Annotated in this window: 12 protein-coding genes; 5 read left to right on the top strand and 7 right to left on the bottom strand. The window is 67.7% G+C overall.

Annotation, left to right across the window (positions count from 1 at the left end):
- Positions 1 to 86 precede the first annotated feature (86 nt).
- Positions 87 to 878 (bottom strand): phytanoyl-CoA dioxygenase family protein, encoded by a 792-nt coding sequence (locus ABT294_RS03440; protein ID WP_350803216.1) that lies wholly within the window; start codon positions 876 to 878, stop codon positions 87 to 89.
- Positions 879 to 978: 100 nt separating this feature from the next.
- Here ABT294_RS03440 and ABT294_RS03435 point away from each other — a divergent pair, with 100 nt between their 5' ends.
- Both ABT294_RS03435 and ABT294_RS03430 read left to right on the top strand, forming a co-directional pair.
- A complete protein-coding gene (locus tag ABT294_RS03435) occupies positions 979 to 1893 on the top strand; it encodes a helix-turn-helix domain-containing protein (RefSeq protein WP_350803214.1) in 915 nt (304 codons plus the stop codon).
- Between the two features lie 319 nt (positions 1894 to 2212).
- The gene (locus ABT294_RS03430; RefSeq protein WP_350803213.1) at positions 2213 to 2617 is read left to right on the top strand and encodes a hypothetical protein; all 405 of its coding nucleotides are present in this window, start codon (positions 2213 to 2215) and stop codon (positions 2615 to 2617) included.
- An 88-nt stretch (positions 2618 to 2705) separates the two neighbouring features.
- On the opposite strand, the gene ABT294_RS03425 is transcribed toward ABT294_RS03430, so the two are convergent.
- From ABT294_RS03425 to ABT294_RS03415, 3 genes are all read right to left on the bottom strand, one after another.
- Entirely contained in the window at positions 2706 to 3296 is a 591-nt protein-coding gene (locus ABT294_RS03425) for a LuxR C-terminal-related transcriptional regulator (protein ID WP_350803336.1), read from the bottom strand.
- Positions 3297 to 3340: 44 nt separating this feature from the next.
- A complete protein-coding gene (locus ABT294_RS03420; protein WP_350803212.1) occupies positions 3341 to 4558 on the bottom strand; it encodes a sensor histidine kinase in 1218 nt (405 codons plus the stop codon).
- Positions 4559 to 4619: 61 nt separating this feature from the next.
- Positions 4620 to 6113 (bottom strand): nitrilase-related carbon-nitrogen hydrolase, encoded by a 1494-nt coding sequence (locus ABT294_RS03415; RefSeq protein ID WP_350803211.1) that lies wholly within the window; start codon positions 6111 to 6113, stop codon positions 4620 to 4622.
- A gap of 575 nt (positions 6114 to 6688) precedes the next feature.
- Here ABT294_RS03415 and ABT294_RS03410 point away from each other — a divergent pair.
- The 3 genes from ABT294_RS03410 (at position 6689) to ABT294_RS03400 (ending at position 10677) form a co-directional block, all read left to right on the top strand.
- On the top strand, positions 6689 to 9382 hold the full coding sequence (locus ABT294_RS03410; RefSeq protein ID WP_350803210.1) for a DNRLRE domain-containing protein: 2694 nt from the start codon (positions 6689 to 6691) through the stop codon (positions 9380 to 9382).
- Between the two features lie 18 nt (positions 9383 to 9400).
- Positions 9401 to 9787 carry a hypothetical protein gene (locus tag ABT294_RS03405; RefSeq protein ID WP_350803209.1) on the top strand — a complete coding sequence of 129 codons (387 nt, stop codon included), beginning with the start codon at positions 9401 to 9403 and terminating at the stop codon, positions 9785 to 9787.
- Positions 9788 to 10137: 350 nt separating this feature from the next.
- Positions 10138 to 10677: a hypothetical protein gene (locus ABT294_RS03400; RefSeq protein WP_350803208.1), complete on the top strand. Its 540-nt coding sequence runs from the start codon at positions 10138 to 10140 to the stop codon at positions 10675 to 10677.
- A gap of 158 nt (positions 10678 to 10835) precedes the next feature.
- On the opposite strand, the gene ABT294_RS03395 is transcribed toward ABT294_RS03400, so the two are convergent.
- From ABT294_RS03395 to ABT294_RS03385, 3 genes are all read right to left on the bottom strand, one after another.
- The gene (locus ABT294_RS03395; protein WP_350803205.1) at positions 10836 to 11231 is read right to left on the bottom strand and encodes a DUF305 domain-containing protein; all 396 of its coding nucleotides are present in this window, start codon (positions 11229 to 11231) and stop codon (positions 10836 to 10838) included.
- Between the two features lie 263 nt (positions 11232 to 11494).
- A complete protein-coding gene (locus tag ABT294_RS03390; RefSeq protein ID WP_350803203.1) occupies positions 11495 to 11968 on the bottom strand; it encodes a carboxymuconolactone decarboxylase family protein in 474 nt (157 codons plus the stop codon).
- A 205-nt stretch (positions 11969 to 12173) separates the two neighbouring features.
- Positions 12174 to 13238, bottom strand: coding sequence for a cobalamin-independent methionine synthase II family protein (locus tag ABT294_RS03385; protein ID WP_350803202.1), 1065 nt, complete (start codon positions 13236 to 13238; stop codon positions 12174 to 12176).
- Between the last annotated feature and the right edge of the window lie 26 nt (positions 13239 to 13264).

Genomic DNA, 13264 nt, shown 5'->3' with positions numbered 1-13264 from the left:
GTACGTCCACACGCCAGTGGCCCTTGGCCCAGACTCGCGCCCAGGGCTGACGCCGCCACCCGCGAGACCCGCTTGACACCAGCCGGCTAAGCCCAGGGGCGGGGGAAGGTGTCGCCGTCCAACCGGTCGCCCACGGCGAGTCCGAGAGGATCGGTCACGATGTGCTCGGTCCCGCTGTAGCGGGTCGCTTCGTCCATGTAGATGGTGACGTGCGCGAGCCGGGCCTGGTCGGTGCGGTTGGGCAGCGCCATGTGGCCGGTGTAGCCGCTGTGGAAGGTGCAATCGCCGGCGCGGAGCGGCACGGTGACCCGCGGGATCCAGCGCAGAGACGGGTCCATCTCGAACAGGTCCTCCTCGTGGTGGAGGTCCTGCGGGCGCAGGCCGGTGCGATGCTGGGTACCGGGCAGGAAGGTCATGCAGCCCCGCTCCGGGGGAACGTCGACCAGCGCTATCCACGCCGACAGCGGGAGCCGGTCGCCCGCATGCGGCCAGTACGGACGATCCTGGTGGAACTCCGTGGCAGCGTTGTTGTGCGGCTCCTTGACCAGCATCTGATCGTGCCAGAGCCGCAGCGAGAACCCGGCGAGCTGTTCAGCGATCCGGCCGAGCCGCGGATCGAACGTGAGCTCCCTCAACGTCTGGTCGCGTTGCCAGACGTTGACCAGCTGGCTGAAGACGCCTTGCTTCTCCAGGCTCTCCGCGCGATGCGCCTCCAGGAACGCCTCGGCGCGGGTCCGGAAGCGCTCGATCTGGTCGGACTCGAGAACGCCTCTTACTCGGACGAAACCGTATTCGCGATACGCCGCCACAAGCTCGTCCGACACCCGGCCGTCGGCGCCGACGTCGCTGCCGGACTGCTCGTTCGTGGTCGTTGTCATCACTGACCTCCAGGGTTCTTTCCGTTGGGATACTGCAAGCGTCGTCGTGGTGTGCCGCCACGGCTAGGCCGATCCCGGCAAGTAGTCGTACGATCCCGATATGCCTGCCACGCTGCACGAGCACGCGCTGTTCGCCGGGAGCCCGGTCTTGGCAGGTGTCCACCACCTGAACGCCGACATCGAGCCGCACGCGCACGACTTCCTCGAGATCGCCGTGATCGGATCCGGTTGCGGCCGCCACGTGACCAGTCAGGGCGAGCATCCGCTGCGGCGCGGGCAGGTCATCGTGCTCCGCCCCGGTGCCTGGCACGGGTTCCGGGACTGCACCGACCTGACCGTCGCCAACTGCTGCCTGTCCGCCCAGGCGCTACGGGCCGAACTGGCGGCGCTGTACGACATCCCGATGCTGCGCCGGATGCTGTGGACCGATCCGGTGGCGTCCGGCATGCACGGCGTGGCGGTCACGACCGTCGATCCGGCCGCCGCCGAGGAGGCCGTCGCAGAGATCGGCCTGCTCGAACGGGATCTCGGGGCCGATCAGAGCCGGCCGGGCCGTGTGCTGGGCCGGTTGGTCACCGTGCTCGGCGTCCTGGCCGACGGCCGTGACCCCGAACGAAAGACGCTCGAGTCCGCCATCCACCCCGCCGTCGCCGCCACCATCGCCCGGCTCGAGGCGGCGCCTGCCCATCCGTGGCGGCTGGATGATCTCGCCCGGGCGGCCAACCTGGATCCCGCCTATCTCGGCCGGCTGTTCGTACAGCACGTCGGGTTGACGACGCTGGGCTTCCTGGCCCGGCTGCGGGCCGAGCGCGCCGCCACGCTACTGGCGCACTCGGCCCTGCCGGCTGCTCGAGTCGGCGCCGCCGTCGGCTGGGACGACCCGACGTACTTCGCCCGCCGCTTCCGGACGCTGGTCGGACTGACACCCACCGAGTACCGGCGACGTAGCCGATCAGCCGCCCATACTCAGCTCAGCGCCCCGGCCGAGTCGCCGGACGAGCGGAAGAGTTCCTGAGGCTGCGGGAAGCATGCTCAGACGCGCGCCCCGGCCGCAGGCGAAGGACCGAGCACGGGCAGGATGACTCACAAGCGGCCCAAGGACGCCGGCGGCGATGAGGCCTGGTGCGGTGTCGTGTCAGCGGCCGTGTCAGCACGGCGACGGCCCGGTATCAGAGCGGTCGGCGATGGTGGATGCCATGAACGGTTCAGCGATTGCGACCCAAGGCCGGGTGAGATTCACTCGGGCGACCCGACCTGAGTGATCCAGACTCCCGGGCACCAACAGGACCGCATCCCACCATCCGCCGTTCACAGATTCAAAGGAGCACACCACCATGTCCATCACCCTTACCGACCAGGACAAGCTCACCCTGCGGATCGCCGCGTGGGGCGCCGTCTCACTGATGTCCGCCGCCGGCGCCGCCGGCTCGGCGCACAAGGTCGCCACCCACGGCTCCATCGCCCTGACCTCCGCGACCGGCCTGGTCGGGCACGTGCTCACCAAGGCGCCCAAGGGCGTGAAGTACGGCAAGACCGTAGCCGAACTCGCCGACCAGGTACTGCCGGCCCTGACAGCAGCCATGACCCTGCTCAAGCAGCAGGACCCGGCAGAGGCGGACAACTTCCGCAGCACCGTCATCGTCGCCATCGAAGCGGCGGCCCGGACCGGCCAGGGCGAGCCCAGCCCCACCCTGGCCGAGATGGCCCGCAAGATCACCGCAGCCCTCGACGCCGCCTGATGGGATGTCGACGAGTGGGGGTCGCGGCGCTGGCGGCCGCGCCGCTGGCCGGGGTGGTGGCCGCACGGACCTCGCGACCTCCGGTCGGTCAGCGGTTGAGGTAGGCGAGCACGGCCAGGACGCGGCGGTTGTCGTCCTCGGACTCTGGCAGCTGGAGCTTGCCGAAGATGCTCGCGATGTGTTTGGTGACCGCGCTGGCAGAGATCGTGAGCTGATGAGCTATCGCCGCGTTGGAGCGGCCCGCGGCGATCAGGCTCAGCACCTCGCGTTCGCGGGGGCTCAGTTCGGCCGTACGGCCGCGCGCGTCGCCCCGGGTCAGCAGTTTGGCGACGACCTGCGGGTCCATCGCTGTGCCGCCCTGGGCCACCGATGCGACCGCGTCGATGAACTGTTTGGTGTTGGACACCCTGTCCTTCAGCAGGTAGCCGACCGCCCCGGCTCCGTCCGCGAGCAGTTCACGGGCGTAGAGCTGCTCGACATACTGCGACAGCACCAGCACAGGGAAGCCGGGCCGCTCGCGGCGCGCCTGGATCGCGGCCTGCAAGCCCTCGTCGGTGAAGGATGGCGGCAGCCGTACGTCGACGACCGCCACGTCGGGCCGCTCCTCGGCCAGCGCCTTGCGCAGGGACGGGCCGTTGTCGACGGCGGCCACGACCGTGAAGCCGTGCTCGGTGAGCATGCGGATCAACGCGTCCCGGATGAGGAACAGATCCTCGGCGACAACTATGCGGACCTGATCGCGCACGGCACCTCCAGATGGACACGGGTGGGTCCGCCGGGCGGGCTGTCGACGGCGATCGTTCCGTCGAAGACGGCCAGCCGGCTTTGGATGCCACGCAGCCCGGTGCCGTTGGCCGGATCAACGCCACCGCCGCCGTCATCGACGACGTCGCAGCTGAGCACGCCGTGTCGGTAGTGGAGCGTGACACGGACCAACGCCGCGCCCGCGTGTTTGCTCGTGTTGGCGAGCAGTTCGTTGACGGCGAAGTAGACGGCCGACTCGACGGGGGGCGCCGGCCGTCCGGGAAGATCGGATGACACTTCGACATCGAGCAGGCAATCCAGCGCCAGGGCTCGGATCGCGTCGGCGAGGCCCCGGTCGGCCAGGACCGGCGGATGAACGCCCCGCACCAGGTCGCGCAGCTCGTCCAAGGCCTTCGACGACGCCTCCCGCGCCGTGACCAGCAGTGCGCGGGCCGCCTCCGGATCCTCGTCGAGCAGCCGCTCGGCATTGCCGAGCCCCATGCCCAGCGCGACCAGTCGTGCCTGCGCGCCGTCGTGCAGGTCGCGTTCGATCCGGCGCAGTTCCGCGGCCTGTGCGTCGGCACCGCCCGCGCGCGTCTCCACCAACGTCTCGACCCGCTGCTCCAACTCGATCGTCCGCGACGGCTCGAGCAGCGCGCGCGCCCACCGGGCGCGCACCCGCAACAGCTCCGGCCCGATGTACAGGCCGAGCGCGATCAACGCGAGCCCGACCGGGATCGCCGCCAGCGCGCTGGCGGTCGAGGTCACATGGATGACGCCGTAGGAGTTGGTACCGCCGGCCCGGACGTTGGCCTGCCACACGAACGGCTGCACCGCCGCGCCGTACAACCCGTAGAGCGGCATGCCGAGCGCCAACGCGGCCGCCCACGTGCCGATGATCGGGTCGAGGACCGCCCAGAGCACGTCCCGCCAGGTCGCACGCTCCTTCAGCAGCGCGACCGCATCCGTCTGGGGACCGTAGGGGCGCTCGATGTGCACGCCGACCCGACCGGCCAGCCGCCGGGCCGCGTCCGCGACCGTCCGCAGCAGCGACACGGCAGGCGGGAACACGTACCGGCCGGCGCCGACCACCATCAGTGCCGCGCTGACCACGACCAGGACGGCCGCGCCGATCCCGGCGACGGACAGGCCGATCATGGCCAGTGCGCGCACCAGTGTCGCAAGTCTCGCCCTCATCCTTGTGTCTCCCCGTTCCTCGCAGGTGGCATCATCGCACCTTCACCCGGAAATCCGATGGTCAGCCCTGGTGCCCGATCCGTCGGAAGACGGCCAACGCCGCCAGTCCGACGACGCCCGTGACGCAGAGCCAGGCGAACAGGTCGCCGACCAGGCCATAGACCGTCCAGGTGCCTCGCGTCGGCACGGACACGACCATGCTCTGCTGCGCGGTGCTGAAGTAGTTCGTCCTGGCCAGGCTCGTACCGTAGGCGTCGACGGTGATCGCGATGCCATTGCTGGTCTGCCGGACGAGGCTGTATCCGTTCTCGACGGCACGGAACACCGCGTTCGCCGCGTGCGTGTGCTCGATGCCTTTCCAGTCGTTGGCCGGGACGAACATGATGTCGGCGTGCGTGCGCAGCGTCCTGGGGAAGTCGGCGTCGAAGCAGATGACGTTGGCCAGCCTCCCGTACGGCGTCTTGGACACCGGCACGATTCCGTCGCCCGGCCGCAGGCTTTCCATACCGGGTACGGGATGCGCCTTGTCGAAGGTGGACAGCACCTGGCCGTCGGGTGCCACGAGCACGGCGATGTCGCGTGAGTGCGGTTGCCCGTCGAGGATGACGGCTATCCCCATGTCGAGGTAGATCTGCTTCTCTCTGGCCAGGTCCTGGGCTTTCCGCAGGAAAACGGCGAAGTCCTCGTTGAGCACGACCGCGGCGGTCTCCGCCCACGCCACGATCTTCGCGCCGCCGTCGGCCTCGATCCGGCTACGGGCGAACAGATCGTCGTTGAGCACCGCGAACGCCTTGCGCAGCGTCGGCTTCTGCTCGGGCAGGACCTGCGGCGTATGGAAGTTGTTGATCTGTCGCATCCGGTCCTCGGCCGCGAGCGACGCGCTGATGCCGGCGACGCGCACCAGACTCGGCGGCGTCGCCGCCATGGCGAGCCGCATGCCACCGCCGATGAGGACGAGAACAAGCACCGAGACGTACGTCAACGCGACGGCGCGGATCGACGGCCAACTCAGCCGGCGTTCCAGCGCGACATTGACGACCGGCGCCACCCAGGCCATCAGAAAGCTGATCCCGTAAATGCCGGTGACAGACACCGTCTGGAGCAACGGCAGGTTCGCCGACTGCGTCGCGGCCAACGGCCCGAAAATCGTCCCGAGCGGGCTGATCACCGCGACCAGGAATTCGACCGCCACTCGAGCAGCCGGGAAGACCAGTGTGGCCAGAAACGGAGTCAACCGCCGGAAAAGCAGCCGGTCGACCAGCAGCGGAATACTAAGGATCAGGCTCAGGACCAGACAGCCCAGGAGGATCGGCAGGACACCGAGCTGGCCTGCGGCCGCGACATAGACAATGGTCGTCGCCGTCGCGGAAAGGCCGACGCAGGCGAGTCCGGCGAGCACCCCGGAGCTTCGGGTGAACCGCATCAGGCCAATGGAGAACAGCCAGCCGGCGATCGGAATCGACCATTCGCTGTTCGTGCCGAACAGTCCTAGCGCTATACCTGTCGCCAGCCAGGCGTATTTTCGCCAACTGGTGGCGACGTATGTGTTTGCCATGCACCGGAGCCTCCCGGATCACGCGGCCGCCGCCATTGCGGGTGGCTCCCTACTCTCCCTGTAGTTATCTCCACCTCCGGCCCGAGCCGGACTTGGGCGACAGCTTCTCGACGAGGCCGAGGCTGATGCGACCGTGCATCCATCACGGGTTGTTCCGGGACTCGCCGGACCGGTGGGGGCCGTACCCGTTGACCACTGGCGTGGCCGCGCAGGCGGCTCTCCCCGATCACTGGGCGAGGGGTTGTTCGACGACTCAACGGGCCCAGCAGGCGCCTCACTTGCCCTCATCTGGCACTGCGTTTTGCCTGGTCTGCCACTTATGTGCAACGTGGAGCGATTCGCCCAGCTTTACGCCGCTATTGCACAAGTGTGATCTGTCTTGTAATTTTACGTCGCCCTTACAAGATCACCGAAAGGACGGTTGAGTGAGGAACCCCTCTACACCCCAGCGTCGACTGTTACAGGCCGTAGCCGGAAGCACCCTGTTAGTAAGCGCTCTGGCAATCCCGCAGATTCCAGCGTCAGCCAGTCCGGCCCCAGGTGTCCGCCTCGTAGACGAGGATCCCAAGCAGCCTGTGGAATTGCTCGGAGCAGCGACCGAAACGATGCGCGCCATACGCCATCCAGACGGACGCATCACCATGGAAACCTGGTCCCAGCCTGTACGTGTCAAACAGTCCGCAGGAGCGTGGGCATGGATTGACACCACTCTGACCGAGAAAAACGGGCTCCTCAGCCCCAAGGTCGCGAAGGCGGCTTCGGAATTCTCCGCAGGAGGTTCGGGCCACCCGCTCGTCACCTTCAGCCCGAATACCAAACAGTCCGTGAGCCTTAGCTGGCCGACCCCTCTGCCGCGCCCCACCATCGCGGGCAACAAGGCAACATACGCCAACGCCGCCGGGCCAGGAGCCGATCTGGTGCTCACCGCCCTGCCTATGGGGTATCGCCAGGAGATCGTTCTTCGCGCGAAGCCTGCCAAGCCGATGGAGATCAACCTCCCCGTGAAGGCGAAGGGCCTGAAGTTCCAGACGCGCAAGGACGGCCGCGTCGAACTCGCCGACGCCTCCGGTCATCAGGTCGCGCGCCCCTTCAGCGCAAGCCTCTTCACAGGATCGCCGGACGGCCGACAAGCCCTCGCCACCAAGAGCAAGCCGGGACGAGCCAACCCCACGCTGAAGACCGCCGACGATGGCCAATCGCTGGTCGTCGGGGTTGACAACTCCCTGCTCCAGGACTCGGCGATCACCTACCCGCTCACCATCGCGTCCACCGTCACGACGAGTGATGCCGATGCCGACGTGGCGGACGACGGTGCCGCGGCTGATCCGACGCGCCCGATCCTGACCGCTGGCACGATCTTCGGCACCCCCAACAGGGTCTACCTGAGTTTCGACACCAAGGGCCTGATCGGCAAGAAGGTGGTGGATGCCAAACTGTCGCTGCTCAACACCGATGCGCCAGCTTGTGGCGATCCGGTTGGCGACGGCATCCAGGTGCGCCGGGTGACGAGCAGGTGGGACCCCAACAACCTCACCTGGGCGAACAAACCGTCCTCGGCGGATGAAGGTGCACAAACAGTCACCAAGGCGTACGCGTCGGACTGCGGGCCTGACCGGCTCGAATGGCCTGTCACCGACATCATGCAGAGCTGGACTCTCGGCGGGAACTTCGGCCTCGAACTCCGCGCCGCCAACGAGACAAGTCCGGACGACAACTGGCGCGCACTGGCTTCGGCGGAGTACGGCGGACCGGACACGACGCCGAAGCTGACGGCCACGTTCGAGAGCTTCGGCGAGCCGACGATCGTGAACCCGGCGGGAGCTGACGGTGTCGAGGTGTTCACCGCGCCCGACCTGTGGCGCCGCGGCATGCCGATCGCGGAGGCACAGGCTCACGCCCTGGACGTCGCCGACACGCGTGTCGAGGCAGGCTCGGACGCGCTCGCGCCGCCCCTGGTCGACATGGTCACAGGCGAGGTGGTGACACCGGCGGTCACCAGCGGGGGACGAGACACCGCGTCCCAGCCGCTGGTCGGCACGGCGTACCTGAGCAACGGCGGCGCGGAGTGGAGTTACGACAGTGGCTACGACGGCGCCGACGAAACAGACGAAGACGGCGACGGGGTACCGGGGGTCACCGAACCCTTCACCTTCAACTCCCGCATTCCGATGGTGAGTAACAGCTCTGCCCGGCTCAAGACCATCGCGAGCGAAATCCTCACCCTGGACGGCCAGATCCCCGGCGCCGACAAGCTCATCGAAAGCTCCATCTGGGCAGCACGCAACCAGGTCATGGTGCAAGCCAGTGAGGTGACCCCGGAACTGCGGCTGGGCCTCGCGCAGCGGTACGGAGCAACAACGGTATCCATCTGGCTGCGTCCAGGTCTGGAACACCCGACCCGCCTGATTGCGGGACCGAACGACCCCGACCCGGACGTCCGCACCTTCAAGTGTTCGAACGACAGCAAGGGCAAGGAGCTCGACTGCCGCCTGAAGGATGGGATCGTCAATAATCCCCGATGGAGTCTCGGCCTCGACTTCTACATCAACGGCGGCAGCCGCTTCAGAACCGCAGCCGGAGGATCATGCAGCACGGGCTTCGCCTGGGGGACGAAGACCGACAACTTCTACCTCACGGCTGGACATTGCCTCCCCACGAACCTGCCGGCGGCCGACGCGGCCAGGCTGACCGACTATGGCTTCGTCGCAGGCGCCCGCATTCTTGGCGATCAGGCGGGCACCACGTATACCGACGGCAAGGGATCCGTTATCCGTCCGGCACCGCAAGGCGGCTTCCATGGGGACCTGGCCCGGATCAAGCTCACCACGCGTCAGCAGACGGCTTCCATTTTCACCAGCGACAACAAGTCGGACAGCGAGAAAACTCCGGTAGCCGGAAAGTGGAGCCGTAGCCCCAGGGAGAACGACGAGTACTGCACCGGTGGCTACAGAACGGGGCAGGAGTGCGGATGGGTGGTCGATGACCCCACGGCGATAGCGGAATACCAGGAAAACCCGGCAGACCCCGTCGAGCAGGTGCTCCCCGTGGTGTCCGGTGGCAGGTTAGGAACGTGCACCTGGCCCGGTGACTCAGGTGGACCCGTATACACCATCATCGACAGCGGACCCGCCCAGGGGTACATCACGGCCAAGGGCATCATCAGCGGTGGGAGCAAAGCCGGTTCCGGAATATGCACCCAGTACTTCACTGATATCAGGCTGGCGGCCAAGGCGTTCGGCGGCGACATCAAGAAACGCAAGATCACCTGAGTGAAGCCGGAGTAGATCATGCTGAATCGCCTGGGATTGGCGTTAGCGGTCATCAGCGTCCTGCTGACTGCCGGGTGTGCCCGGCAAGCACGCTGGTATCCCATCGAGTCCGCTGCTGCCGACCCAGGCGGTCGCACGATAACCGCCGTGATCCTCACCGGCAGGCCGGGCTCCGATGGAAAGTTCTGTGTGCAGGTCACCGATACCGAGGTGTCAGAAACCTCGGCGCAGGTTGTCGTGGGAATCAAGGTTCGCGACGTTTGTGAGCCGATCTTCCCGTGGGAAGACGGGGGCACGTCAACGAACTTTGGCTTTGCGCGCAAGTATCAGTTCCACCTCAAGGGGTCACTTGCCGGGCGCCGTTTGGTGGACCAGGCAACACAGCAGGACATTCCCATTCTGTAGAAACAAACGTGCTGTGCGGGCGACACGTCGAGCGCCTGCATGGCACGTTGCTTTTACCGCCCGACGTTGCGCATCGCGTTGTCACGCCACCTGTCCACGGCGCGGAGGGCGTCACGGCCGGCAGGGGGTGGTGAGGGATTCCTTGCGATGGGAGAAGGTGCGTTGCACGGTCAGCGAGGCGTCCGGTGGGGTTGCCTGGCCGCCGGTGTCGGGTGTGCCGCTGAACGGGAGCTGTTTGCCGGCGATCCCGTCCGCAGCCGCATGACTCCCGGCGGGCGGTTCAGCCTCTTGACATGCCGACGGCTGAGTGGATCAATAGCGGACTTGTGCGCATCCTTGCAGGAATACTGGTGGTCGCCACCATGGTCGCCGGGTGCTCGAGCGACCCCGTCGACGCGGCGCCGCCGGTCGCGCTCGCGCTCCCTTCGTCCACGGCCGTGAGCCCCGAGCCGCGCGTGGAGACCGTAACTCCTTCGCCGCGGGCGACGCCGAGCCCCGTGCCGCTGACCGTCGATCAGGCGGCCCGGCGTTATCTGGGCATCGTGCGGCCGTACAACATCGCGCTCGAGCGACTCGAGCAGGCGATCAACGGCGGCCAGCCTGTCGCGGTGCTACGCCGCCGAGCAGCGCAGGTCGCCACCGCGAACAGGACGCAGGTCCGGCATTTGTCCGACACCGCCTGGCCCAGGGCGCTGCGCGGGCTGGTGGGGCAGCTCAAGGCCGAATCGCTCCAGGCGCAACGGCACTGGCTCCTGGCCGCGCGTGCCCGTGCCCGTGACGCGCTCGTCCAGGAGGTGCTGAACGCCGCCCGCCACGACGGGAAACCGGCGGTGGGAAAGATCCGCACCCTACTCCACCTGGAACAGTACGACGAAGACGACTACTCCTGATCGTCCAGTACACCTGCGGCCTGCGACTGGCATCAGGCCGGTGGGGGTTCGCCGTGAAGTTTGAGGGTGGTGTTGAAGGCCATGCTCGTGGCCACCTTGGCGGGGCCGGGCGCGCATGACGCCCACATGCTCCCACGCAGGGCAGGCCCTGGCCGCGGTCAGGCCAGTTGCTTGGTGATGTCCGCCAACTGTGCGCGCTGCTCGGTGATGAGCCGGTCGGCAAGCTGGAGCGTGGGGCCGTGCCTACCGGCCGCCCGAACCACTTCGGCCATCTGGATCCCGTGGTCGAACTGCTTGGACAGCACCGTCAGCCACCGCCGGTCGAACCCCGGCCCGGCCCGCAACTCGGAGCCCGTCTTCGCGTCCTGCTCCGAAGGCACCGGCGCCTGCCAGGACCGCAGCCACGTCGACATCACCTGGATGTCGGCCTCCTCGCCCGCGATGAGCTTCTTGCTCAGCCCGCGCACATACGAGCTGCTGCTACGGTCGGCCGCCAGCTCAGCCAGCTGGATGGTCTGACGGTGGTGCGTGATCATGTCCTGGTTGAAACGCACATCCGCCTGGACATGGTCAACCGGCGTACCCGCTGCCGCGGCGCATCCCGCCGTCAACGCGAGGCTCAGCAGAGCTACGACCGCCATCCTCCACCGCATGCATGGAGATACGCGAGGCGCGGCAAGGCGGTTCAGCCCCACAACCAGGTCGCGTTGGTCCGGGTGTGCCGTTGACCGACGCGCAGGGGGCGCGGATCGAACGGACACTCCCGGACCGGACGCCGAAGCGGGGCCGGCGGACGGCACCGGCCAGGTGCTTCTCGTTATCCGAACTGGCCGGGCTGGTAGTCGCCGGCGGGCTGCTGGACGATGACGTTCACGCGGTTGAAGGCGTTGATGAGAGCGATGAGCGACACCAGGGCGGCGAGCTGCTCCTCGTCGTAGTGCTTGGCGGCATTCGCCCAAGCCTCGTCCGTGACACCGCCGGCCGCGTCGGCGATGCGGGTGCCCTGCTCCGTCAGCTCCAGGGCGGCGCGCTCGGCGTCGGTGAACACCGTGGCCTCCCGCCAGGCCGCGACCAGGTTGAGGCGCGTCGAAGTCTCCCCGGCGTGCGCGGCGTCTTTGGTGTGCATGTCGGTGCAGAAACCGCAGCCGTTGATCTGACTGGCGCGGATCTTCACCAGCTCCTGCGTCGCGGCCGGCAGCGTCGTGTCCTCGACCACCTTGCCCGCCGAGATGAAGTACCTCAGGGACTTGGCTGCGACCGGGTTGTCGAAGAGGTTCAACCGAGCATCCATGGTGCGCTCCTGTGTCGTTGTTCCTGGTTACACCTCTCTGACGGAACAGCTCGGCAAGATGTGACAGGAACGCATGTGACGTGCGTCTCCCTTGTCGCGTCGCGGCAGAGGCCCCGACGACGAAGTTCAGAAGGAGCCGTCCGAACCTGGCGCGCGGCGGACGTCCACCACGAGGGCGATGGCGAGGGCGGGCACGACGACGCTGTCAGACTCCCAACATCTCGGCGGCCAGCGCGGTCCCCTGAACCCGTGCGGCGATCTTGGCGAACGCGATCTCCCTGGACGTGGAGACATCATCGGCGAACGGCGAGAAGCCGCAGTCGTCGCAGGTCCCCAGCTGCTGAACCGGGATATGCCGGGCGGCCTGCAGCACGCGGTCGCGTACCTGCTCGGGACTCTCCACCCGCGGGTCGATCGGGTCGATCACCCCGACGAAGACCCGAACACCTGGCCGCAGGTGCTCGGCGACGATGCCCAGCACCCGCTCCGGGTCGGGCTCGCTGGCCAGCTGGAGGTAGAAGCTGCCTACCGGCAACGCCAGGAGCCTGGGCAGCAGTCCGGCGTAGTCCACATCGGCGCTGTGAGTGGAATCGCGGTCGCCGCCCGGGCAGGTGTGCACGCCGATGCGGGACCGCTCATCCGCGCTGAAGCGCTCCAGCACCTGACGGTTGAGCGTCAGGAAGTCCTCCAGGAGCCCGCCGCCGGGGTCCAGCTTGAGTGAGAGCCGTCCCTCGGTGAAGTCCAGCTGGACGACATGGGCTCCGGCCTCCAGGCACCCCCGGATATCGGCCTCGGCCTCGGCGGTCAGGTCGTCCAGAAACGCCTTGCGGGGATAGTCGGCCAGAGGCTCGGCTGGGTACAGCAGGCTCAGCGCCGACGGGGCGATGACCGCCTGCTTGACCGGCAACCGTGTGTGCTGCTGTGCCTGGCGCAGGTAGGTCGCGGCGTGCACGGCGTAGCGGAACGGGCCCGCCGTCAGCCGTGGCAGCTGCCGAGTGTGCCCGTCGGCGAACGGGATGACCACGCCGTCCGGGGCCAGGTGCGCCAGTCCGCTGATGGGGTAGGTGGCGAAGCTCGGCTTGGCCTGTTCGCCGTCCACCAGGACCGGGCAGCCCAGCTGCTCCAACCTGGCGAGGGTGTCGACGACGGCCTCATTCCGCACCGCGGCCAGTTCGTCATCGCCGATCTTTCCCGCGGCGTGCTCGGCCAGCGCGGCCAGCAGGGCGGAGGGACGGGGGATACTGCCGATAGGTTCGGTAGGGATACCCATGACCGTGAGCGTAGATAGCGATCCGT

It is taken from the genome of Nonomuraea sp. NPDC000554, assembly GCF_040300065.1.
Lineage (GTDB): Bacteria > Actinomycetota > Actinomycetes > Streptosporangiales > Streptosporangiaceae > Nonomuraea.
This window is presented reverse-complemented; position numbering and strand designations above follow the sequence as displayed.